Origin of the sequence: Nocardioides nematodiphilus (genome assembly GCF_020216525.1) — a bacterium.
Classification (GTDB): domain Bacteria; phylum Actinomycetota; class Actinomycetes; order Propionibacteriales; family Nocardioidaceae; genus Nocardioides; species Nocardioides nematodiphilus.
On record NZ_JAIWOY010000009.1, the window covers coordinates 85,674 to 109,386 of the forward strand.

General features: G+C 71.3%; 20 protein-coding genes. 2 read left to right on the plus strand and 18 right to left on the minus strand.

Annotated elements, in window-relative coordinates:
• Positions 1–11: 11 nt before the first annotated feature.
• From KSO98_RS14665 to KSO98_RS14705, 9 genes are all read right to left on the minus strand, one after another.
• Positions 12–332, minus strand: a complete 321-nt coding sequence (locus KSO98_RS14665; RefSeq protein WP_225286403.1) for a DUF3349 domain-containing protein — start codon at positions 330–332, stop codon at positions 12–14.
• Positions 329–652, minus strand: coding sequence for a hypothetical protein (locus tag KSO98_RS14670; protein ID WP_225286404.1), 324 nt, complete (start codon positions 650–652; stop codon positions 329–331). Before KSO98_RS14670 ends, KSO98_RS14665 begins: the two co-directional genes overlap by 4 nt.
• Positions 649–1,905 (minus strand): inorganic phosphate transporter, encoded by a 1,257-nt coding sequence (locus tag KSO98_RS14675; RefSeq protein ID WP_225286405.1) that lies wholly within the window; start codon positions 1,903–1,905, stop codon positions 649–651. The genes KSO98_RS14670 and KSO98_RS14675 overlap by 4 nt, the downstream gene beginning before the upstream one ends.
• Before the next feature lie 82 nt (positions 1,906–1,987).
• Positions 1,988–3,109, minus strand: coding sequence for a glutamate 5-kinase (proB, locus tag KSO98_RS14680; protein WP_225286406.1), 1,122 nt, complete (start codon positions 3,107–3,109; stop codon positions 1,988–1,990).
• Positions 3,106–4,689 carry a GTPase ObgE gene (gene obgE, locus KSO98_RS14685; protein WP_225286407.1) on the minus strand — a complete coding sequence of 528 codons (1,584 nt, stop codon included), beginning with the start codon at positions 4,687–4,689 and terminating at the stop codon, positions 3,106–3,108. The genes proB and obgE overlap by 4 nt, the downstream gene beginning before the upstream one ends.
• Positions 4,690–4,800: 111 nt before the next feature.
• Positions 4,801–5,055, minus strand: coding sequence for a 50S ribosomal protein L27 (gene rpmA, locus KSO98_RS14690; RefSeq protein ID WP_225286408.1), 255 nt, complete (start codon positions 5,053–5,055; stop codon positions 4,801–4,803).
• A gap of 42 nt (positions 5,056–5,097) precedes the next feature.
• Positions 5,098–5,400 carry a 50S ribosomal protein L21 gene (rplU, locus tag KSO98_RS14695; RefSeq protein ID WP_225286409.1) on the minus strand — a complete coding sequence of 101 codons (303 nt, stop codon included), beginning with the start codon at positions 5,398–5,400 and terminating at the stop codon, positions 5,098–5,100.
• A 186-nt stretch (positions 5,401–5,586) separates the two neighbouring features.
• Entirely contained in the window at positions 5,587–8,820 is a 3,234-nt protein-coding gene (locus KSO98_RS14700; protein ID WP_225286410.1) for an Rne/Rng family ribonuclease, read from the minus strand.
• A 326-nt stretch (positions 8,821–9,146) separates the two neighbouring features.
• Positions 9,147–9,884, minus strand: a complete 738-nt coding sequence (locus KSO98_RS14705; RefSeq protein WP_225286412.1) for a TIGR03936 family radical SAM-associated protein — start codon at positions 9,882–9,884, stop codon at positions 9,147–9,149.
• A gap of 54 nt (positions 9,885–9,938) precedes the next feature.
• On the opposite strand from KSO98_RS14705, the gene KSO98_RS14710 reads away from it, so the two are divergent.
• Together KSO98_RS14710 and KSO98_RS14715 are read left to right on the plus strand one after the other, a co-directional pair.
• Positions 9,939–11,123, plus strand: coding sequence for an MFS transporter (locus KSO98_RS14710; RefSeq protein WP_225286414.1), 1,185 nt, complete (start codon positions 9,939–9,941; stop codon positions 11,121–11,123).
• Positions 11,110–12,324 carry a CynX/NimT family MFS transporter gene (locus KSO98_RS14715; protein WP_225286415.1) on the plus strand — a complete coding sequence of 405 codons (1,215 nt, stop codon included), beginning with the start codon at positions 11,110–11,112 and terminating at the stop codon, positions 12,322–12,324. Before KSO98_RS14710 ends, KSO98_RS14715 begins: the two co-directional genes overlap by 14 nt.
• Positions 12,325–12,367: 43 nt before the next feature.
• On the opposite strand, the gene KSO98_RS14720 is transcribed toward KSO98_RS14715, so the two are convergent.
• From KSO98_RS14720 to KSO98_RS14760, 9 genes are all read right to left on the minus strand, one after another.
• Positions 12,368–13,087, minus strand: coding sequence for a class I SAM-dependent methyltransferase (locus KSO98_RS14720; RefSeq protein ID WP_225286416.1), 720 nt, complete (start codon positions 13,085–13,087; stop codon positions 12,368–12,370).
• A 367-nt stretch (positions 13,088–13,454) separates the two neighbouring features.
• Positions 13,455–13,907 (minus strand): SRPBCC family protein, encoded by a 453-nt coding sequence (locus tag KSO98_RS14725; RefSeq protein WP_225286417.1) that lies wholly within the window; start codon positions 13,905–13,907, stop codon positions 13,455–13,457.
• An 8-nt stretch (positions 13,908–13,915) separates the two neighbouring features.
• Positions 13,916–15,877 carry a TIGR03960 family B12-binding radical SAM protein gene (locus KSO98_RS14730; protein ID WP_225286418.1) on the minus strand — a complete coding sequence of 654 codons (1,962 nt, stop codon included), beginning with the start codon at positions 15,875–15,877 and terminating at the stop codon, positions 13,916–13,918.
• Between the two features lie 24 nt (positions 15,878–15,901).
• The gene (locus tag KSO98_RS14735; protein ID WP_225286419.1) at positions 15,902–17,644 is read right to left on the minus strand and encodes an MDR family MFS transporter; all 1,743 of its coding nucleotides are present in this window, start codon (positions 17,642–17,644) and stop codon (positions 15,902–15,904) included.
• Between the two features lie 11 nt (positions 17,645–17,655).
• Positions 17,656–18,831 (minus strand): rod shape-determining protein RodA, encoded by a 1,176-nt coding sequence (gene rodA, locus KSO98_RS14740; protein WP_225286420.1) that lies wholly within the window; start codon positions 18,829–18,831, stop codon positions 17,656–17,658.
• The gene (gene mrdA, locus KSO98_RS14745) at positions 18,828–20,957 is read right to left on the minus strand and encodes a penicillin-binding protein 2 (protein ID WP_225286421.1); all 2,130 of its coding nucleotides are present in this window, start codon (positions 20,955–20,957) and stop codon (positions 18,828–18,830) included. The genes rodA and mrdA overlap by 4 nt, the downstream gene beginning before the upstream one ends.
• Before the next feature lie 22 nt (positions 20,958–20,979).
• Entirely contained in the window at positions 20,980–21,501 is a 522-nt protein-coding gene (gene mreD / locus KSO98_RS14750) for a rod shape-determining protein MreD (RefSeq protein ID WP_225286422.1), read from the minus strand.
• Complete coding sequence (gene mreC / locus KSO98_RS14755; RefSeq protein ID WP_225286423.1) at positions 21,498–22,448, minus strand: rod shape-determining protein MreC; 951 nt, start codon at positions 22,446–22,448, stop codon at positions 21,498–21,500. Before mreC ends, mreD begins: the two co-directional genes overlap by 4 nt.
• Positions 22,448–23,476: a rod shape-determining protein gene (locus tag KSO98_RS14760; RefSeq protein ID WP_308012773.1), complete on the minus strand. Its 1,029-nt coding sequence runs from the start codon at positions 23,474–23,476 to the stop codon at positions 22,448–22,450. Before KSO98_RS14760 ends, mreC begins: the two co-directional genes overlap by 1 nt.
• Between the last annotated feature and the right edge of the window lie 237 nt (positions 23,477–23,713).

Sequence of the window (23,713 nt, forward strand, 5' to 3'; positions counted from 1 at the left end):
CAGCGGCCGTCTCAGCCCTCGAGGTCGGCTTCGAGGTCGGCCTCGAGCGGCCACCCGCCACGGGCGAGCAGCGCGGAGACGCGGGTCAGGTCGTCCGGCGTGCAGCGCTGGTAGGCGTGCTCGCGCACCAGCGTCTTGATGTCGTCCGCCGTGGTCGGGACGTCGCCCAGCGAGATCGACTGCATCGCGAGCTCGTCGGCGATCGCGATCAGCTCCTCCTCGCCGAGCTGGCGGTGCATCACCGCGAGGACCGGCGGGTAGTCGCCCGGCGGGATCCCGTCGGGGTAGCCCGCCTTCAGCCAGGAGATGATCCGGCCGACAGGCGAGGTCACTTCTTCGCCACCTGCTCGGGCCAGAGGCCGTGGAACTCCAGCTCCTTGCCGTGGCCGCCGACGACGATGTAGTAGATCCCGAGCGCCAGGACGTAGAGCACGACGGCGAAGAGCAGGATCGCGAGGGCCTTGCCGGCCGGGTTGCCCGGACGAGGAGCGCCCTCGGCGCTCTGGCCGCCGGAGCCCCAGGCGAACGAGCGCACGCCGAGCGCGAAGATCACCGGGAGACCGGCGCCCAGCACGACGCTGGCCAGCAGGACCTGCCAGATCGCCGTTCCGGCGTAGTGCAGGTCCTTCACGAAGGCGGAGCCTCCACTCATGCGACACCTCCCGTGGCGAGCTCGGACGGGACGCCCGAGGCGGCCGGCATGCCCGACCAGTCGTCGTTGACGTTGTGCGCCCCGACGGCGTTGTGCCGCGAGCGCTGGAACATGTATCCGGCCAGACCGATCAGGATGAGGAACTCGACGATCGCACCGCCGGTGTTGCCGAGCACGTGACCGATGCTCCACATCACGCCGCCGACGAAGCCGGCGGCGGGCAGGGTCAGCAGCCAGCCGACGACCATCCGGCCGGCGACGCCCCAGCGCACCTCGGCGCCGGGACGGCCGAGGCCGGTGCCGAGGATGGAGCCGGTGGCCACGTGGGTGGTGGAGAGCGCGAAGCCGAGGTGGCTCGAGGCGAGGATGACCGCAGCCGACGAGGCCTCGGCGGCCATGCCCTGGGGCGACTCGATCTCGACCAGGCCCTTGCCGAGCGTGCGGATGATGCGCCAGCCGCCCAGGTAGGTGCCGGCGGCGATGGCCACGGCGCAGGCGAGCTTGACCCAGAACGGGATCGTGGAGGCGTCCGCGCTCCAGTGGCCGGTCGCGATCAGCGCGAGGGTGATGACGCCCATCGTCTTCTGCGCGTCGTTGGTGCCGTGGGCGAGGCTGACCAGCGACGCGGTGCCGATCTGGCCCCAGCGGAAGCCCTCCTCGCTGGTGCGGTGCGAGATGCCGGCGATGATCTTGAAGATCACCCACGTGCCGAGTCCGGCGACGAGAGCCGCCACGATCGGCGAGGCGACCGCGGGCAGCAGCACCTTGCCGACGACGCCGTCGAGCTTGGTGCCGTCGCCGACCCAGTTGACGCCGTCCCAGCCGTTCGCGGTGATCGCGGCGCCGATGAGGCCACCGAACAGCGCGTGCGAGGAGCTGGACGGCAGGCCGAGGAGCCAGGTCAGGAGGTTCCACACGATGCCGCCGATGAGACCGCCGAGGACGATCATCAGCAGCGCGTCGCCGCCCATCGTGAGGTGGGCCGGGGCCGTCACCTGCCCGGTGGCGGGATCCTTCACCGCCGCGGAGAACGTCTTGACGACCGCGTTGGTGACCGTGAGGGCCACCGCGACCGAGAGGAAGGCACCGATCAGGTTCATCACCGCGGAGAGCGCGACGGCGACCTTGGGCTTGAGGGCCCCGGTCGCGATCGAGGTCGCCATGGCGTTGCCGGTGTCGTGGAAGCCGTTGGTGAAGTCGAAGCCGAGTGCGGTCACGACGACCAGCACCAGCACCAGAGTCTCTGCGCTCACGACTACGAGCGTGACGGCACTGCGCCTCCACCTCCACATCGCGGAGGGCCAGTTTGCCGAGTGTTCAACTCCGGTTCACCGCTCAGGCGGAGAAGACCACCATGTCGTCGCGGTGGACGATCTCCCGGGCGTACGAGGAGCCGATCTCGGTGGCGATCTCCTGGGTGGAGCGGCCCTGCAGCCGGGGCACCTCGTCCACGTCGAAGTTGACCAGCCCACGCGCGATGGCGGTGCCGTCGGGACCGACCAGGTCGACCGGGTCGCCGGCATGGAACTCGCCCCGCACACCGGTGATGCCGGCGGCGAGCAGCGACGCGCCCCGCTCGCGCAGGGCACGCACCGCACCCTCGTCGAGCGTGATCGCGCCGGTCGGCTCGGTGGCGTGCTCGAGCCACAGCAGCCGGGTGGCTCGGCGCCTGCCGGTGGCGTGGAAGAGGGTGCCGACCCGCTTCCCCGCCAGGGCATCGGCGGCGTACGGGGCCGCGGTCAGGACGACCGGGATGCCCGCCGCCACGGCGATCCGGGCCGCCTGCAGCTTGGTGACCATGCCGCCCGTACCGACGCCGGCGGCGCCCGCGGCGCCGACCTTGACGCCGGCCACCTCGTTGAGGTCGGCGACCTCGGCGATCAGCCGGGAGCCCGGCTCGGACGGCGGCGCGTCGTAGAGGCCGTCGACGTCGCTGAGCAGGACCAGCAGGTCCGCGCGGACCAGGTGGGCGACGAGCCCGGCGAGCCGGTCGTTGTCGCCGAACCGGATCTCGGAGGTCGCCACCGTGTCGTTCTCGTTGACGATCGGGATGACGCCGAGCTCGAGCAGGGTGGAGAGCGTCTGGGTGGCGTTGCGGTAGTGCCCCCGACGGGTCACGTCGTCGACGGTGAGCAGCACCTGGCCGGCGATGAGGCCGTGCCGGGCCAGCTCCTCGGTGTAGCGGTGCACCAGGAGGCCCTGGCCGACCGACGCGGCGGCCTGCTGGGCTGCGAGCGCCTTGGGCCGCTTGCTGAGCCCGAGGGGGGCCAGGCCGGCTGCGATCGCGCCCGAGGAGACCAGGACGACCTCGGTGCCACGAGCGCGTACGCCTGCGAGCACGTCGACCAGCGCGGAGAGCCGGGCCGGGTCGATGCCGCCGTCGACCGTCGTCAGCGAGGACGAGCCGACCTTGACCACGACCCGCTTGGCGCCGGTCACCTCAGGGCGCAGGCTCACTCCTGGCCCTCGGCAACCTCGGGGGCCTCGCCGGGGTCGCTCTCCGAGAGGTCGAACAGATCCACGTCCGGGTCCTCCTCCGAGCCGATCTCGTAGCCGTAGGTGCCATCGACGTAGTTGTTCTTGTCGAGACGGCGCGCGACGTCGGCACGGGTCTCGTTCTCGCCGCGCTCGGGCATGAGCTCCTGGATGTCGCGACGGCGCCGGGCAGCGGGCCGGTCCTCGCGCAGGCGCTCGTCCTCGCCACGGCGACCGAGCATCTCGGCGCCGGCCTCGATGGAGGGCTTGAAGTCGAAGACGACCGCGTTGCCGGTGGGGTCGCCGATGATGACGGCGTCGCCCTCCTCGGCACCCATCGTGGCCAGCTCCGTCTCGACGCCGAGCCGGTTGAGCCGGTCCGCGAGGTAGCCGACGGCCTCCTCGTTGTTGAAGTCGGTCTGGCGCACCCAGCGCTCGGGCTTGTTGCCGCGCACGACGTAGCCGTCGTTGGTGCGGGTGATGGTGAACTCGGCGCCGCGCTTGTCCTCGTGCGGGCGCAGGACGATCCGCTGCGCCTCCACGACGGGCTTCTCGACGCGAGCGGCGGAGACGAGCTCGGCCATCGCGAAGATCAGCTCGCGGGTGCCCTCGCCGGAGGCGGCGGAGATCTCGAAGACGCGGAAGCCGCGGGCCTCGATGTCGGCGCGGGTGATCTCGGCCATCTCGCGGCCGTCCGGCACGTCGACCTTGTTGAGCGCGACCAGGCGGGGACGGTCGTCGAGGCCGCCGTAGCGGCGCAGCTCGTCCTCCATCACGTCGAGGTCGTCGAGCGGGTTGCGGCCCGGCTCGATGTTGATCGTGTCGATGACGTGCAGCAGGGCGGCGCAGCGCTCGATGTGGCGCAGGAAGTCGTGGCCCAGGCCGCGGCCCTCGGCGGCACCCTCGATCAGGCCCGGCACGTCGGCGACGGTGAACGTCATGTCACCGGCCTGGACGACGCCGAGATTGGGGACGAGGGTGGTGAACGGGTAGTCGGCGATCTTGGGACGCGCCCGCGAGATCGCGGCGATCAGCGAGGACTTGCCCGCGCTGGGGTAGCCGACGAGGCCGATGTCGGCGACGACCTTGAGCTCGAGGCCGATCTGGCGCTCCTCGCCCGGCTCGCCGAGCAGCGCGAAGCCGGGGGCCTTGCGCTTGGCCGAGGCCAGCGCGGCGTTGCCGAGGCCGCCGCGGCCGCCCTCGGCGATGACCAGCTCGGTCCCGAGGCCGACCATGTCGGCGAGGACGTTGCCCTCCATGTCGGTGACGACGGTGCCGTCCGGCACGGACAGGACGATGTCCTCGCCGTGGCCGCCGTTGCGGAAGTTGCCGGCGCCCTGGCCGCCGTTGCCGGCGCGACGCTTGGGGCTGTGGTGGTAGTCGATCAGCGTGCTGACGTCGCCGTCGACGCGCAGGATCACCGAGCCGCCGGGGCCGCCGTTGCCACCGTCGGGGCCGCCGAGCGGCTTGAACTTCTCCCGGTGGACCGAGGCCACGCCGTGGCCACCGCGTCCCCCGCTGACGTGCAGCGTGACGCGGTCGACGAACGAGGGCACAGCCATGATTTCAACTTTCGGTGGTGATGAGTCGGCCTGCGACAGCCGGAAATGCCGCAGGGCGCCCCCAATCCTAGGGGCGCCCTGCGGGGAAGTGCTGCGTCAGCGGAGCTGGGATCAGCCCTGCGCGACGATGTTGACGACGCGGCGACCGCGACGCGTGCCGAACTCGACGGCACCCGGCTGCAGCGCGAACAGGGTGTCGTCGCTGCCCCGACCCACGCCGGCGCCCGGGTGGAAGTGGGTGCCACGCTGGCGGACGATGATCTCGCCGGCGTTGACGAGCTGGCCGCCGAAGCGCTTGACGCCGAGGCGCTGGGAGTTGGAGTCGCGGCCGTTCTTGGTGGACGCCGCACCCTTCTTGTGAGCCATGATTCAGTCCTTTGGGATCTCGAAGAAAGAGTCGCGCAACGCTCAGGCGTTGATCGCGGTGACCTTCACCTGGGTGTACTTCTGGCGGTGACCCTGGCGCTTCTTGTAGCCGGTCTTGTTCTTGTACTTCTGGATGATGATCTTCGGGCCCTTGGTGCCGCCGAGGACCTCAGCGGTGACCGAAGCCTTGTCGAGGCCAGTCGAGCTGACCTTCTCGCCATCGACCACGAGCACGACCGGCAGGGTCAGGGACTCGCCGACACCGGTCTCGACCAGGTCGATCTCGATGACGTCGCCGACGGCAACCTTCTGCTGGATGCTGCCAGCCTTCACGATCGCGTACACCGCGGTCTCCTTCATCTGCTTGCCGAACTCAAATCCTGGGGATCTGCGGCACACGTCTACCCCGACAAAGAGGTGGGATGCTCGCAGAAGACGTGCAACACACGCCGAAGAGCAATAGTACGGATGGCCGCCGATCACCGCAAAACGCGGCGAGCGACGGCCATCCGTTCGTGCTCTGGAGCAGGGTCAGCGCTTGCGCGCGCCCTTCTTCTTGACCGGGACGTGCTCCATCGGGTGCTCGTCGGTGGACGCGCCAGCGTCCGGCTCCGCGCTCGTCACCGCACGGCTGGCGCCGCCACGGGTCCGGGTGATCACCTTCGGGGGCTCCGGCGTGGAGATCTCCGCGGGCGCCGCGGCAGCGGGCTCGACGACGATCGCCACGGGCACCGGCTCGGTCACCACCGGCGTGACGCCGGCAGGGCGGCTGGCGCCCCGGCGGCCGCGCGTACGGGTGACCACGGTCGGCGTCGAGGGCGCTGCGGGCTCGGCCGGCTGCTCGGGCTCCTCGGGCGCCTCCGGGGCGGCCACGGGGGCCTCCTCGAAGTCCTCCACGACCACGGCCTCGGCCGGCTCAGCGGCCTCGACCACATCGCTGGCGTCGATGGCCGCGGCAGCCTCATCGGCCTCGGCGGCCTTGTCGGCGGCGGCCTGAGCGGCCGCCTCCTCCTCATGGCGCGCCATCGCGGCGAACTCGGCCGGCGTCGGGTGGTGGTGCTCCTCGGCGTGGCCGGACGGCTGGGAGTGCTCAGCCTGCTCGGAGGACTGCGTCGACTGCTCGTCGCCGCCGTCGCCGCCGTTGCCACGGCCCTTGCCGCCGCGGCGGCGCGAGCGTCGCGGCTCGTCGGGCAGGACGCCGGAGCTCTTGCCCTCCTCGACCGGGTGCTCGTGGGTGATGACGCCACGGCCCTGGCAGTGCGTACAGGTCTCGGAGAAGGCCTCGAGCAGGCCGGTGCCGATCCGCTTGCGGGTCATCTGGACCAGGCCGAGCGAGGTGACCTCGGCGACCTGGTGTCGGGTGCGGTCACGGCCCAGGCACTCGACCAGGCGGCGCAGCACCAGGTCGCGGTTGGACTCGAGGACCATGTCGATGAAGTCGACGACGATGATGCCGCCGATGTCACGCAGCCGCAGCTGGCGCACGATCTCCTCGGCCGCCTCGAGGTTGTTCTTGGTGACGGTCTCCTCGAGGTTGCCCCCGGAGCCGGTGAACTTGCCGGTGTTGACGTCGACGACCGTCATCGCCTCGGTGCGGTCGATGATGAGCGAGCCACCCGACGGGAGCCAGACCTTGCGGTCCAGGCCCTTGGAGATCTGCTCCTCGATCCGGTACGTCTGGAAGGCGTCCCGGCCGTCCTGGCCCGGGACGAAGCGCTGGAGCCGCTCGCCGAGGTCGGGAGCGACGTGCTCGACGTACCCCTTGACCGTCTCCCAGGCCTCGTCGCCCTGGATGACCAGCTTGGCGAAGTCCTCGGTGAACAGGTCGCGGACGACCTTGAGGGTGAGGTCGGGCTCGCCGTAGAGGAGCTGCGGGTTGCCGCTGCCCTTGCCGGACGTCTTCGCCTCGATGTCCTCCCAGCGGGCCTTCAGCCGCTCGACGTCGCGGGTGAGCTCCTCCTCGGAGGCACCCTCGGCGGCGGTACGGACGATGACGCCGGCGGTGTCCGGAACGATCTCCTTGAGCAGCGCCTTGAGGCGGTTGCGCTCGGTGTCGGGCAGCTTGCGCGAGATGCCGCTGGTGGTGCCGTCCGGGACGTAGACCAGGAAGCGGCCGGCGAGGCTGACCTGGCTGGTCAGGCGGGCGCCCTTGTGGCCGACCGGGTCCTTGGTGACCTGCACCAGGATGGTCTGGCCCGAGGAGAGGACCGACTCGATCTTGCGCGGCTGACCCTCCTTCCAGCCGAGCGAGGCCCAGTTGACCTCACCGGCGTACAGCACGGCGTTGCGGCCCTTGCCGATGTCGACGAAGGCGGCCTCCATGCTCGGCAGGACGTTCTGCACGCGACCGAGGTAGACGTTGCCGATCAGGCTGGTCTGCGACTCGCGGGCGACGTAGTGCTCGACGAGGACCTTGTCCTCGAGGACGCCGATCTGGGTGAGGTCGTCGCGCTGGCGGATGACCATGACGCGCTCGACCGACTCGCGGCGGGCCAGGAACTCGGCCTCGCTCACGATCGGAGCGCGACGACGGCCGGCCTCGCGGCCCTCGCGGCGGCGCTGCTTCTTGGCCTCGAGGCGGGTCGAGCCCGAGACGGCGGTGATCTGCTGATCCAGCGGGCGCGACTCGCGCACCTTGACGACGGTGTTGGGCTCGTCGTCGTTGTCGGTGCCGGCCTCCCCGGCGCGGCGGCGGCGACGGCGACGGCGCGAGGTCCCGCCCTCGCCCTGCTCGTCGCTGTCGTCGGCCTGCTCGTCGTTGCTCTCGGCGGAGGCGTCGCTCTCGCCCTCGGCGTCGGAGTCGTTGCTCTCGTCGCCCTCGGCGTCGCCATTGCCCTCACCGGCCGGCTTGCGGCGGCGGCGGCCGCCGCGGCGACGGCGGCGACGGGCCGGCGTGCCGGACTCGTCGCTGTCGTCGCCGTCCTCGCTGTCGCCGTCCTCGTCGGCGCCCTGGGCGGACTCGGCGGCGTCGGCGGACTCGATCTCGTCCGTGGTCTCCGCGTCGGCCGCGGCCTCGGCGAGCTCCTCGTCCTCGGCGGGCTCCTCGACCACCGGCTCGACCTTCGCCTTGCGGGGGGCGCGGGTGCGCGTGGTCTTCTTCGGCGCCTGGAACAGGACGCCCGGCGCGCTCGAGGCGGCCTCGGTGGTCTGCTCGGCGTCCGCGGCCTCGACCGCAGCCGGCTCAGCGGCCTCGGGGGCCGGGGCGGCGGCCTTCTTGGCGGCGGTCCGCTTGGCGGGCGCGCGCTTCGTGGTCTTCTTGGCAGGAGCGGCCTCGGGGGCCGCCTCATCGGATGCCTCGGCGGGTGCCTGCTCCGGCGTCTCGGTGACGGTCTTCTTCGCCGCGGTCCGCTTGGCGGGCGCACGCTTCGTCGCGGCCTTCTTCGCCGGCGCGGTCTCGGCGACCTCGGCGGGGACGTCCGCCGGGACGTCGGCGGGGGTCTGCTCGGGCGCCTCGGCGGCCGCGACCTTCTTGGCCGTGGTGCGCTTGGCGGGCGCCCGCTTCGCAGCGGCCTTCTTCGCCGGCGCGGCGCTCTCGGTGAGCGTCTCTGCGGCGACGTCGGCGGCCGGGGCCTCGAGCGGCGCCTCGGCGGTAGGGGCGGTCTTCTTGGCCGCCCGTCTCGCGGGTGCCTTCTTCGCCGCGGGGGCGTCGGAGGCGGCGCTGCTTGCCGCGCTCGCCTTCTTGGCGGGAGCGCGCTTCGCTGCCTTCTTGGCGGGCGCTGCGCTCTCGGTCGTGGGGGTGTTCTCGACGGTGGACTCTTCGGCCATGCCGTACTCCTCGGCCCGGGTCGCGCGGCGCGCGCACCGGACGTGTCAGGACGCCGTCGCGCCGGCCAGAGGTCGGACACGAGACGCAAAGCTTGTCGGTGGCGGCGACCCCTCCGCTGTATGCGTCAACGCAACGGGGAACATCCACCTACCGCGGTCGCAGGCTGTGAGGCCGCGTCGCGGGCTGGTGCACGTCACCGTCCCGGTGTGCCGGAGCACCATCTTGTGGATGTGCACCGGCGAGAACGTCGTCGGATCGTTGTCGGCGAGCGTCTGTCACACGCTCCGGCCCGTCAGCAACCGTGGCGAGTATCGCACACCATTCGTCAAATCCGCTTGACGTCGGCCCTGAGCGGGTCGCCGATCGCGCCGGTCTCCTCATCGAGGAGGCCCTGCTCGAGGCGGGTGAGCAGCGGCGCCGCCGATCCGAGATCGAGGTCGGCCACCGACCGCAGGCCGGTCATCACGTCGTCGGGGCGTACGGCCGGCTCGACGTGGCGCAGGGTGAGCGCGAGCCGGGTGCCCGGGGTGCCCTCCGGCGCCGGACCGGCGGTGAGCGCGAGCACCGCGGCACGGCAGTCGAACTCGCGCAGGCCGCGCTTGGTCATCCGCTCGACCGGCACCGACTCGGCGGCGAGGAAGGTGCTGACCGCGCTCTCGGCGACGGCCGGGTCGATCGGGATGTCGATCATCCAGGTGCTGGCGGTGAGCACGTCGGCGAGCGCGCCACCCGGCGAGGTGACCACGTCGACGATGTCCAGCCCGTCGGGCATCACCTCGTCGAGCTGCGCCTGGATGTCGGCCGGGTCGACGACCTGGGCGAGCGCGAGCTCGAGGTACTCGGCCTCGCTGGCGGCGCCGGTCGGCGAGGCGCCCGCGTACGAGATGCGCGGGTGGGGGTTGAAGCCCGAGGAGTACGCCATCGGCACCCGGGCGCGGAAGACCGCCCGCTCGAAGGCGCGGCTGAAGTCGCGGTGGCTGGTGAACCGCATCCGTCCCCGCTTGGCGTACCGGACACGGAGGCGCTGGACCGGTGGGGCCTGCTGTTCGGGCTGTTCACGCACCCGGCGATGCTACCCGCCGACACGCCCGGCGAACGAAGTGCAAAGATGCGGGAAGTGAACCGTCGCCCATCCCCCCTGGTCCTCGCCGGCATCGTGCTGCTCGCGCTCAACCTGCGCCCTGCCGCCGCCAGCGTGGGTCCGCTGCTGCCCGAGATCAGGCACGGCATGGACCTCGGCGACTTCCAGACGGCCCTCCTGGTCGCGCTGCCGGCCTTCGCGTTCGCCTTCTTCTCGATGACCGGCCCGGCTCTCGCACGGCGCTTCGGCGTCCACCGGGCGACGCTGCTCGCGCTCTTCGCGATCGCGATCGGGCTCTTCGCCCGGGTGCTGGCCGACGACGCCCGCGTCTTCCTGCTCCTGTCCACGATCGCGCTGGGCGGCGCAGCGGCCGCCAGCAACCTCCTCCCGGTGCTGGTGCTGCTGCACTACCCCGACCGGTTGGGCACGCTGGCGGCCCCGTACTCGCGGATGCTCTCGATCGGCTTCGCGGTCGCGGCCGCCTTCACCGTCCCAATCGCGCACAGCGACGGAGGATGGCGTACGGGCGTCGGGTTCTGGGGCGCACTCGCGCTGTTCGCGGCGATCCCCTGGCTCCCGCTGATCCGGCAGGACCTGGCTCTCGCCCCGATCCCCCGCACGATCACGCTGGCGCAGATGATCCGCACCCGGTCGTGTCAGAAGCTCGCCGCCCTCTACTCGCTGCAGCTGCTGCAGACCTGGGTGATGCTCGGCTGGCTGCCCACCCTGTGGCGCAGCCACGGCTACCATCCGGCCAGCGCCGGCGTCCTGATGGCGGCGCTGGCGGTGTGCGGGCTGCCGTTCACGCTGTGGCTGCCCGCCCTGGTGGGCACCCGGCGTGACCCTCGCCGCGCACTGGTGCTGGTCGGTCTCTGCTTCCCGCTCGCCGACGCCCTCATCCTGCTGGCGCCGCGCGGTGCCGCGGTCCCGGCCGCGATCGTGCTCGGCGTCGCAACCATCGGCTTCCCGATGTCGCTGTCGCTGATCGCCCGCCACGCCCACTCGCGGGACGTCGCGCTCTCGCTGGCCGGCGTGGCGCAGACCGTGGGCTTCCTGGTCGCCGGCCTCGGAGTGCTCGGCTTCGGCCTGCTCCACCTGCGCCTCTCGTCGTGGGGCTGGCCGATGCTCGCGTTGTTCATCCTCGCCCTGCCGATCCCGCTGCTCGCCGCCCGCGCGGCCTCGCCCGCCTCCGTGGAGGATCAGCTCGGTGTCTCAGCCTGAGTCGTCGCGCGCCCAGCGCGCGCTCGTCCTGATCGGCATCGTCGTCCTGGCGTTCAACCTGCGCCCGGCCGCGGTCTCTGTCGGCCCGCTGCTCGACGAGATCACCGACGGTCTCGGCATGAGCGGCACCCAGGCCGCCCTGCTGACCTCGCTGCCGGTGCTCTGCTTCGCCTCCGTCGGCGGCGTGGCGCCGCGCCTGGGGAAGGCGCTCGGACTGCACCGCTCGATCATGCTGGGGCTGATCGCCATGACGGTCGGCCTCTACGCCCGCGCCCACGTCGACGGCGTGTGGACGTTCCTGGCGCTCTCCTTCCTGGCCCTTGCCGGCATGGCGGCCTCGAACGTCCTGCTCCCCTCGCTGGTGAAGCTCCACTTCCCCGACCGGATCGGCCAGGTCACCGGGCTCTACTCGACCGCCCTCGCCATCGGCATCACTGCCACCTCGACGCTCAGCGTGCCGATCGCGGAGCATCACCGCGTCCACGGCGAGATCGACTGGCGCCGCGGGCTCGTCGCGTGGGCGATCACCGCGGCGATCGCCGCGGTGCCATGGGTCGGCCTCCTCGCCCACGATCAGCGTACGGACGGCGCCGGGGCGGCGGCGCTGCGCTTCGCCGACATGGCGCGCACGCGCCTGGCCTGGGCGATGGCGGCGTTCTTCGGCTTGCAGTCGATGCAGGCGTACGCGATCTTCGGGTGGTTCGCCGACATCTTCCGCGACAGCGGCTACAGCGCGCACACCGCCGGTCTGCTGCTCGGCGTCGTGACCGGGATCTCGATCCCGCTCTCGTGGCTGGTCCCTCGGATGACCGCCCGGTCGGGCGACCCGAGCCGGCTGCTGACCGCGCTGATGCTGTGCTACCTCCTCGGGTACGTCGGCATGCTGGTCGCTCCGCACGGTGGCGCGGTCGCCTGGGCGCTCCTGATCGGCGCCGGCACCACGACCTTCCCGATGGTGCTCACCCTCATCGGGCTGCGCGCCCGCAGCTCGGCCGGGACCGCGGCGCTCTCGGGCTTCACCCAGTCGGTCGGCTACCTGCTCGCTGTGGTCGGCCCGTTCGGGGTGGGCGTCCTGCACGACGCCACCGGTGGCTGGAACGTCCCGATCCTCGCGCTGCTCATTCTGTGCGTCCCGCAGTACGTGGTCGGGCTGGTGGCCTGCCGGCACCGGTATCTCGAGGACGAGCTCCCGGGGCGCTGAGCCTCCCCCTGTGCCCTGCCGCGGCTCGGAGCGCGGAGCGGCCTCAGCCGGGTTTGGTCGCGATCGCGAGCACGGAGGAGCCGAACGGCAGGTCGCCGCGACCGAGGACCTTCGCGTCGAGGCGGCACAGCCCCATCAGGATGCGCTCCTGGAGGGGCGAGACCTCGGGAGGCTTCGTCGCCTCCTCGGCGTCGAGGTGACGCCAGCGGCGGCTGATCCGCTCGGCAGCGAAGAGCGGCAGCGTGCCGGCGAAGAGGTACGTCGCACGCTCGACGACCAGCCCGTGCGGGGCGAGCGCCGCCAGGAGCCGCGCGCGGGTGTAGCGGCGGTGATGGCCCTGCTCGCTGTCGAACTCGCTCCACGCCCACTGGTAGGCCGGCACGGTCAGGAACATCCGGCCCCCGGGCCGCAGCACCCGGGCGAGCTCGCCGACCGCCCGGCTCTCCGGGGCACAGTGCTCGATCACGTCGAACGCGGTCACCGCGTCGAACGTCGAGTCGCCGAACGGCAGATCCAGCGCCGAGGCCTGCACGTCGCCCGGCCGGAGCGCGGCCGGGTCGAGATCGACCGCCGTCCGGGTCCCGAGATCGCACATCCAGTCCACCGACGGCCCGTCCGCGCTCCCGACGTCCAGGATCCGCTCCGGCGTGCCGATCACGGGCGCGATGACCGTCCGCAGCATCTCGGACCGCGCGCGGTACCACCAGTAGTCGGGGTACTGCAGCGACGGCGAGCGCTCGGACTCCGCAAGTAGCTGGACCACGCAGACCAAGGTAGCGCCGCTCCGGCTGCAGATCCGGCACCGTCAGCCGCGGCTCGCCTCCGGCGGCGGCGATCCAGGCGCGCTCGGGCCGCGGTGAGTCGTCAGACGACCGAGAGCGGGAGCAGTTTCCGGCCGCAGATGGGACGTTCGCAGATTCCCACGTGGCCGCCTACCGACGCCGTACCCGGCGCCATTCCTTGCTCCCAACGAGTCGCTGCGCACCGAGCGTCTGCTGCTCCGCACACCGGGCGGCCGAAGCGCGGCCGCAACATGGACGCGCACGAGTGAGGGCCGGCGGAAACAGGTGAGAACGGCCTCGACCGTCCGGTCGGCAGGAGGCCTTCCTCACCTGTTCCGGGGTGGGCTGTCAGCGGCCGGCGGTCGTGAGGGCCTCGCGCCCGACGGCCTCGAGCCATATCTCCAGCTCACGCCCGACGAGGCGCTCGATCGCGCGGCGCGATCGCGGGGGCGGCCACTGCTCGACCGTCCAGCGCAGGACGACGCCGTCTCCGGCTGGCAGGATGTCACCGCGCTGCTTGCTCACCGGGCGACCGCGGAGGGTCGACTCGTGCGCGATCCGTACCCCCGGCTCCGCCTCGGTGACGGTCGTGTGTGTCGTCAGCCGGATCCCCAGCGGGCCTCTGGCCGACATGTCGTAGGCAGAGCCGACGGCAGCCGGCTCCCCCACCGATGCCTTGAGGCGCAGGCGAGGGTCGAGGCTCGCCAGCACCGCAGGGTCGGCGACGACCCGCCACACAGCGGCCGCAGTCGCGGGGATCGCGCGCTCGCCGATGACGACGAGCGACTCTCGCCCAGCCACGGACGACCTCAGACGACCGAGAGCGGGAGCAGCTTCTGGCCCGTGGGGCCGATCTGGATCTCGGTGCCCATCTCCGGGCAGACGCCGCAGTCGTAGCAGGGGGTCCAGCGGCAGTCCTCGATCTCGACGTCCTCGCCGCGGGCGGCCGCGAGGGCGTCCTCCCAGTCACCCCACAGCCAGTCCTTGTCGAGACCGGAGTCGAGGTGGTCCCAGGGCAGGATCTCGTCGTACTCACGCTCACGGGTGGTGTACCAGTCGAGGTCGATGCCGGTGCCCTCGAGGCCCTTCTCGGCCGAGGTCATCCAGCGGTCGTACGAGAAGTGCTCGCTCCAGCCGTCGAAGCGGCCGCCGTCGCGCCACACCTCCTCGATGATCCGGCCCACGCGGCGGTCACCGCGCGAGAGCAGGCCCTCGACGATGCCGGGCTTCCCGTCGTGGTAGCGGAAGCCGATGGCGCGGCCGAAGCGCTTGTCCTCACGCACCACGTCGCGCAGCTTCTTCAGCCGCGAGTCGGTGGTCTCCACGTCGAGCTGGGCCGCCCACTGGAACGGCGTGTGCGGCTTCGGCACGAAGCCACCGATGGAGACGGTGCAGCGGATGTCGTTGCGGCCGGTGACCGCGCGGCCCTCGGCGATGACCTTCTTCGCCAGGTCGGCGATGGCCAGGACGTCCTCGTCGGTCTCGGTCGGCAGGCCGCACATGAAGTAGAGCTTCACCTGGCGCCAGCCGTGCGCGTACGCGGTGGAGACCGTACGGATCAGGTCCTCCTCCGACACCATCTTGTTGATCACGGCGCGCATCCGGTCCGACCCGCCCTCGGGGGCGAAGGTCAGCCCGGAGCGGCGGCCGTTGCGGGAGAACTCGTTGGCCAGCGTGATGTTGAAGGCGTCGACGCGCGTCGAGGGCAGCGAGAGCGAGACGTTCTGGCCCTCGTAGCGGTCGGCCAGACCGGTGGCGATGTCGCCGATCTCGGTGTGGTCAGCGCTCGACAGCGAGAGCAGCCCGACCTCCTCGAACCCGGACTTGCGGATGCCGTTCTCGACCATCGCGCCGATGGTGTTGATCGAGCGCTCGCGCACCGGGCGGGTGATCATGCCCGCCTGGCAGAAGCGGCAGCCGCGGGTGCAGCCACGGAAGATCTCCACCGAGAAACGCTCGTGCACGGTCTCGGCGAGCGGGACCAGCGGCTTCGCCGGGTACGGCCAGGCATCGAGGTCCATCAGCGTGTGCTTGCTGATCCGCCACGGGATGCCGGGACGGTTGGGGACGACGGCCTCGATGGCGCCGTCCTCGGCGTAGGTGACGTCGTAGAAGCGCGGGACGTAGACGCCTCCGGAGACCGCGAGGCGACGCAGCACCTCGTCGCGCCCGCCGGGCCGGCCCTCGACCTTCCACTCCTTCACGACCTCGGAGATCGCCAGCACGATCTCCTCGCCGTCACCCAGGACCGCGCAGTCGATGAAGTCCGCGATCGGCTCGGGGTTGAACGCCGCGTGACCGCCGGCCACCACGATCGGGTCGTCGAGGCCGCGGTCGGCGGCGTGCAGCGGGATCAGCGCCAGGTCGAGCGCGTTGAGCATGTTCGTGTAGCCGAGCTCGGTGGAGAAGCTCAGCCCGAAGAGGTCGAAGTCGCCGACCGGGCGGTGGGCGTCGACGGTGAACTGCGGGATCGGGCCGTGCTCGTCGCCCGTACGCATGACCTGCTCCATGTCCGGCCACACCGAGTAGGTGCGCTCGGCGACGATCCAGTCACGCTCGTTGAGCACCTCGTACAGGATCGCGACGCCCTGGTTGGGCAGGCCGACCTCGTACGCGTCGGGGTACATGAGGGCCCAGCGGACCGTCCCTGCCTCCCCCTCCGGCCCCACCCAATCCTTCACGGTGGAGTTGAGCTCGCCTCCGACGTACTGGATCGGCTTGGAGACCGAGGTCAGACGGGGCTCGAGACGGGGGAAGACGCTGCTGGACACCCCACGATGCTACCCGCGCAGGGCTCAGCCGGCAGACTCCGCGGCGGCCGCCCGCTGGGCCGCGGCGGCCGCGGCGGCGGACTGGTCGCGCAGCTCGACGTCCGGCATCAGCAGCAGGACGAGGAAGGCGAGGACGCCGATCCCGCTGACGATCCAGAAGACCTTCACGATCGACTGGGCGAAGCCCACCTTGAACGGGTGCGCCAGGACGGGGTCGAGGCCGTTGATGACCGAGGAGTCGTCGGTGATGGTCGCGAAGATGCCGTCCGAGGGCAGCGGCCTTCCCTCCTGCTGCAGCTTCAGCTCGCGGACCAGCTCGGTGTTCGGGCTCTGGTGACCGGCCTGCGCCTGCTCGCCGTACTTCTGCATCGCGGCGGAGAACGCCGGCGTCCTGGCCGCGTCGCCGAAGGCGTCGCCGATGTGCGACCCGACGGTGCCGAAGAGGATCGAGAGGAAGACCGCGACGCCGATGGTGCCGCCGATCTGGCGGAAGAAGGTGGCGGAGGAGGTCGCCATGCCGATCGCCTGCGGCGGGACCGCGGACTGCATGGTCAGCAGCAGCGGCTGCATGCAGTTGCCTACGCCGTAGCCCAGGATCAGCATGAAGGCCATCACGAGCCACAGGTGCGTGTCGGCGGTGATCTGGGCTAGCAGCAGCATGCCGACCGTGAAGATCGCCGAGCCGAAGATCGGGAAGATCCGGGGCTTGCCGGTGACCGAGGTGATCTTTCCGGAGATCAGCGCGGCGGTCATCATGCCGAGCACCATCGGGAGCATCAGCAGCCCGGACTTCGTCGGCGAGGCGCCGTGCACGATCTGGAGGTAGAGCGGGAGCATCATCATGCCGCCGAAGAGCGCGGCGCCGACCACGACGCTGGCCACCACCGTGACGGAGGCGGCCTTGATCTTGAAGAGGCCCAGCGGGATCAGCGCGTTGCGTCCCATCCTGGCCTCGGCCGCGAGGAAGGCGATGACGCCGACGGCGCCGATGACGAAGCAGGCGATCGAGCGTCCGGTGCCCCAGCCCCACTTCTGGCCCTGCTCGGCGACGGTCAGCAGCGGCACCAGCGCGACGACGAGCGCGGCGGCGCCCATCCAGTCGATCGGCGCCGGGCGGCGGACGTGGTGCACGTGCAGGGTGCGGAAGACGACGATGAGTGCCACGATGCCGATCGGCACGTTGACCATGAAGACCCAGCGCCAACCGGTCAGGCCGAGGATCGTGGGAGCGCCGGCGAAGAAGCCGCCGATGACCGGGCCGAGCACCGACGAGGTGGCGAAGGTGGCCATGAAGTAGCCGGTGTACTTGGCGCGCTCGCGCGGGCTGACGATGTCGCCGATGATCGCGAGCACCAGGGTGAAGAGACCACCGGCGCCGAGGCCCTGGAACGCGCGGAACGCGGCCAGCTGGTACATCGAGGTGGCGAAGGAGCACATCACCGAGCCGACGATGAAGACGCTGATCGCGAACATGAAGAGCTTCTTGCGACCCCACAGGTCGCCGAGCTTGCCGTAGATCGGCGTGGTGATCGTGCTCGTGATCAGGTACGCGGTCGTGACCCAGGCCTGCGCGGCCAGACCGTGCAGGTCGTCGGCGATCGTACGGATCGATGTCGACACGATCGTCTGGTCGAGCGAGCCCAGGAACATCCCGAGCAGCAGGCCGGTGAGGATGGTGAGGACCTGCTTGTGGCTGTACTCACCCGGTACGGCGTGGGTGCCAGCCGACACGGAGTCCGTGTCCGAGTTGCCAGTGTTGGTTGTCATCGACAACCAATCTACCGTACAGCGAGCAGTCCCGGCGCGCTGGCGCGGCGCACGGCGGCGGGCGCGACCGTCCGGGCGTGGATGTTCTGCAGCAGCCCGATGGCGAGCAGCCCGGCGAACATCGAAGAGCCGCCGTAGGAGACGAACGGCAGCGGCACGCCGGTGACCGGCATGATGCCCAGGCACATCCCGATGTTCTGGAAGGCCTGGAAGCCGAACCAGCACGCGATGCCGGCGGCCGCGACGCGACCGAAGAGGTCGTCGGTACGCGACGCGATCCGCAGCGCGCGCCAGATCACGATGGCCAGCAGTGCGATCAGGAGGCCCGCGCCCACCAGGCCGAGCTCCTCCCCCGCGACGGTGAAGATGAAGTCGGTGTGCTGCTCGGGGACGTACCCGCCGCGGGTCTGGGTGCCGTGGAACAGGCCCTGCCCGAAGAGGCCGCCGTCGCCGATCGCGATCCGCGCCTGCTGGACGTTGTAGCCGGCACCCTTGGGGTCGAGGGTGGGATCGGTGAAGGCCATGAACCGGTGGATCTGGTACTCCTTCAACAGCCCGCCCATCACGACGGCGGTCGCCGCCGCGACGCCGCCGACCGCGAGGCCGGCCAGCCACCGGCGCGGCGCACCGGCCGCCGCGAGCACGCCGAAGACCGTCGCCGAGAGCACGAGCATGGTGCCGAGGTCGGGCTGCAGGATGATCAGCACGGCCGGGACGGCGGCGACCAGCAGCATGGCGATCACGTCGCCGGTGCCGACCCGGGTGCGCCAGCGGCCCTCGGTGCGCTCGGCCAGCACCAGCGCCATCCCGATCACCACCGCGAGCTTGGCGAACTCACTGGGCTGGATCGACATCCCGCCGAGGTTGATCCAGGACTTGGAGCCGTTGATCGTGCTGCCCATGACCAGGACGGCGACCAGTCCTCCGAGCGAGGCGACGTAGACCAGCGGGGTCAGGATCCGCACCCAGCGGTGGTCGGTGGCGAAGACGGCGGCCATGAGCCCCAGCCCGATCGCGATGTTGACGACGTGCTTGCGCACGAAGGCGCTCGAGTCACCGCCGGTGAGGTCCGGGTGGTGGGCCGTGGCCGACCACACCAGCAGCGTGGACAGGACGAGCAGCGCCGCGACGGCGCCGGCCAGCACGAGGTCGACCCGCAGGAAGGGGCGCAGCAGGAGTCGGCTCACCGGTGGGCGCCCTTCTTCTCTCGTACGGGCGGCAGGATCGAGCCGTCCTTCGCGAACGTCGGCAGCCCGGACGGCGGGGTGACACCGGGGATGATCGCCTTCGACTCGTCGACGGTCTGGGTGGTGGTCTGCTCGCCCTGGACGCCGTACAGGCTCTCCCAGATCGCGCGCACCGCCGGGCCGGACGTGCCCGAGCCGGTGCCGGCCTGGGTGACGACCATGATCACGACGTAGTCCTTGTCGTAGGTTGCGACCCACGAGGTGGACTGCTTGCCCTCGACCTCGGCCGAGCCGGTCTTGCCGCGCAGCGGGATCCGGTCGAGCGGGAAGCCGCCGAACTTCCAGGCCAGGGTGCCGTTGAAGCTGCCGTGCGGAGTCAGGGTGCCGAGGAGGGCGGTGTCGACGTAGTCGATGGCCTGCTTGGAGACCGCGACGTGGCGTACGACCTTCGGCTTGATCCTCTTCAGCACGGTGCCGTCGGCGGCGACGATCGCCTTGCCGATGGTCGGTGCGTAGAGGGTGCCGCCGTTGGACAAGGCGCTGTACGCCCGCGCCAGCTGCAGCGGCGTGACCATGGTGTCGCCCTGGCCGATGGTGAAGTTCGCGGCGTCACCCTGGCGGAAGTAGTTGCCCTGCAGGCAGAACTCGTGCGCGAAGAGCTTGAGGAAGGGCGTGGTCGCGGTGCCCTTCTTGTCCATCGTGCAGTAGTAGCCCTTCATCGCCTGGTAGTAGTCGGCACGCCAGACCCGGTCGCCGACGCGGCCGCCGGCCTCCCCCGGGATGTCGATCCCGGTGGGCTTGCCGAAGCCGAAGGAGTGCGCAGCAGCGGCCAGCGGGTCCTTGGCGTGGGCGTTCGCGGGGTCGGACCCGTACTTGTTCCAGTAGTGCAGGCCGACCTGGTAGAAGAACGTGTCACAGGAGACGTTGAGCGCCTCGGCGAAGGAGATCGAGCCGTACGACTCCGACTCGTAGTTCTTGAAGTAGCGGTTGCCGATCTGCAGGCCCGGGCCGCAGGTCAGGTGGGTGTCGGGCCCCATCCCGCCGGTGATGGCGCCGGTGGTCATGATCGGCTTCCAGGTGGAGCCGGGAGCGAACTGGCCCTGGGTCGCCCGCGAGAGCAGCGGGTCGCCGGACTTCTTGGAGTAGAGCGCGTCGAGCTGCTTCTGGGTGATCCCGCCGACCCACTCGGCCGGGTCGTACGTCGGCTCGCTCGCCATCGCGACGACGCGGCCGGTCCTCGCCTCCATCACCACGACGGCACCGGAGTCCGCGACGTAGTTCTTGTGGGTGACCGGGTCGTAGGTGGCCCGCGCGGTCATGATCGCGTCGTGCAGCTCGCTCTCGGCGGTGGCCTGCACCTTCGCATCGATGCTGGTCACGAGCGTGTCACCGGGCTGCGAGGGCACCTCGGCGGTGTCGCCCAGCTCGCGGCCGAGGGAGTCCACGGCGACCGACGTGTGGCCGGGCATCCCGCGCAGCCACCTGTCGTACTCCTTCTCCACGCCGGCGCGCCCGACGACGGAGGTGGCGTTGAGGGAGCGGTCCTTGTCGGCCTTCGCCTGGTCGTACTCGTCGGCCGTGATCGGGCTGAGGTAGCCCAGGACGCCGGCCGCGTTGACGCCGTAGGGGCGGGGGTAGGAGCGGACCGTCTGCTGGTCGGCGACGACGCCCGGGTAGTCCTCGGGCTGCTCGAGGATGCGCAGCGCGACCTGCTGGCGCACGTCCTCGGCGATCGGGACGGGCTGGTAGCGCGAGCCGTTCCAGCCGGCGAGCGCGAGCTTGATCTCCTTGACCTTCTCCCCCGTCGCCGTGGCGACCCGGTCGAGCAGGGTCGCCTGGTCCGCGGGGGGCAGCCCGGCGAGCGTGGTCTTGTCGATGCTGACCACCCATGAGGTGCGGTTGGAGACCAGCGGGCGGCCCATGTCGTCGACGATCAGGCCGCGCGTAGGCTGCTGGATGACGTCACGGACCGACTGCGAGGCCGCGGCGGCGCGGTAGGTGGATCCGTGCGTGACCTGCAGGTACCAGAGCCGGACACCGAGGGTGGCGAACAGGGAGAACACCAGCGCCTGCAGGACGATCAGGCGCAGCTTGCTGGTGCGGTTGGTACGGGTGGCGGTCGTCATCAGGAGCGGCTCATCGGCATCATCAGGCGCGGCGCGCCTCGGCGTCGGCGCGGGCGTAGAGGGTCAGCAGCACCGGCAGGAACAGCGGCGTGAGCAGCACGTCCCAGAACAGGCCGATGCCGATCACGCGCAGCACCTCGCCGAAGCCGATCGCCGGGTCCTGCAGGATCATGCCGGTGAGCGCGAAGATGCTGGTCGCCACGAAGGAGCAGGTCGCCACGGTGGCCACCACCGCGGTGACGCTCGGTCGCCCGGTCGGGGTGTCCTGGCGGAAGCGGCCGGCGACGTACCCGGCGACGAGCAGCGCGAGCGCCCAGCGCCCGGCCACGGTGTCGGCGGGCGGGGCGAGGTCCATCAGCAGGCCGGCCGTGAAGCCGAGCACCATGCCCGCCTGGCCGCCGCGCGACAGCGCACCGGCGACGACGACCATCAGGACGAGGTTGGGCACGACGCCCTGCCACGCGAAGGCGTCGAAGAGGCTGACCTGCAGGATCAGCCCGATCGCGACGAGCAGCCCGCTCATCGCCCACAGTCGCGCGCTCACTTCTTCAGCCTTCCGTCCGCGTCGATGATCGCGCGGTCGCTGCTGGTGCCGCTGGGCACGACGACGCCGACCAGGTCGAGGGCGCCGAAGTCGACGAACGGGGCGATCGCTGCGGTGGTCGAGGAGTCGCGGACGCTGGCGTAGGCCGAGGTCACCTGACCGATCGGCACGCCGGAGACGTACGGGGCGGCCTTGGCCGAGCCCCAGGTCACCACGGTGTCGCCGCGGCGCGGGATCGAGGAGCGGTCGACGAGCTGCAGCTCGAGCTGGTTGGCGCCGCCGTCGCCCAGGTCGCTGTCGCCGTGGACGAAGCCGACCTTCATCGAGGAGCCGACGCGGCCGCCGACGGTCGAGTCGCCATCGGTGATCAGCAGGACGGTCGCGGTGGTGCTGGTGACCCGCAGGACCCGGCCGACGAGGCCCTGGGCCGCGACCACTGTCATGTCGGGCCGGACGCCCGAGGCCGAGCCGGCGTCGATGGTCGCCGTGCGGTGGAACGACTGGGCGGGGCCGAGCGCGATCACGCGGGACGGCACGACGGCGTAGCCGATGCTCTCGGCCGTACGGGTCAGGCCGTCGTACTCGGCCAGGCGGTTGCGGTCGAGGTCGCTGGTGCGGACCTGCTCCTGGAGCTTGGCGTTCTGCTCCTGGAGATCGGCGATGCGGCTCTTGAGCCCGTCGCGGGTGTGGAACCAGCCGGGGACCGAGGTGATCGGGCGCGCGACCGTGGAGACGGCGGACTCGGCGGGGCCGAGGACCTCGCCGGTGACCCGGCGGACGGGGTCCAGCACGCCGCCGGTCTTGTCGAGCGTGATGAGGGTGGCGCAGGCGAGCAGCAGCGCGACCGCGGTGGAGCGGCGCGGCGAGCGCGGGTCGCGGGGCTCGAGGCTGCCGCGGCGGTTGATGCCCTCGCGTCCCGCGGCCGGGCGGCTCTGGAGCTGGGTCATCACCAGCGCCTGGTCTCGGTGACGAGGACCTTCTGCAGCGCCTCGAACTCCTCCACGCAGCGGCCGGCGCCGTGCGCGACGGAGGTGAGCGGGTCCTCGGCGACATGGACCGGCATGCCGGTCTCGTGGCGGATGCGCTCGTCGAGGCCCTTGAGCAGCGCTCCCCCGCCGGTGAGGACGATGCCGCGGTCCATGATGTCGCCGGCGAGCTCGGGCGGGGTCTGGTCGAGGGTGGCGCGGACCGCGTCGACGATGCCGCTGACCGGCTCCTCGAGGGCGTGCCGGATGTCGGCGCTGGAGACGGTGACCGTCCGCGGCAGGCCACTGACCATGTCGCGGCCGCGGATCTCGGCCTCCGGCTCCTGGGCGGCGGGCCAGGCCGAGCCGAGGCTCATCTTGACCTCCTCCGCGGTGCGCTCGCCGAGGAGCAGCGCGTGCTCCTTCTTCATCCACTGCACGATCGCGTTGTCCAGGTCGTCCCCGGCGGTGCGGACGGACAGGCTCGTGACGATGCCGCCGAGCGAGATGACGGCGACCTCGGTGGTGCCGCCGCCCACGTCGACGACCATGTTGCCGGTCGGCAGGTGCACCGGGAGCCCGGCGCCGATCGCGGCGGCCATCGGCTCCTCGACGATGTAGACCTGGCGGGCGCCGGCCTGGTAGCCGGCCTCCTTGACCGCACGGGTCTCGACGGCGGTGATGCCCGACGGGACGCAGATGACCATCCGCGGCTTGGCGAAGTAGCGGCGCTTGTGGACCTGCTGGATGAAGTAGCGCAGCATCTGCTCGGTCGCCTCGAAGTCGGCGATGACGCCGTCCTTGAGCGGGCGGATGGCGGTGATGTTGTCGGGCGTACGGCCGAGCATGCGCTTGGCCTCGTGCCCGACGGCGAGCACCTCGCCCGTGGTCTGGTTGAGCGCGACGACACTCGGCTCGTCGACCAGGACGCCGCGGCCCCGGACGTAGACGAGCGTGTTGGCGGTGCCGAGATCGACGGCCATGTCACGACCGATCAAGCTGTTCGCCACGGATCTGCCTCGCTGCTGTGCTGGGGAAGCGGGCAGACTCCCACTGGCCTACCCGATCACGAGGCTAGGCGGCGTGACTGGTGTTTCTGGTGAGGCACGCCGGGCGCGGCGGGCCCTCCTCAGGAGCGGGGCGGGGCGGTGCTCTCCCGCACGACGAGGTCGGTGGCCAGATCGATGCGCCGGTGTCTGTGAGGCGCGCCGTGCTTCGCACGAGTCCTCGGAGCGTGGAGAAGGAGC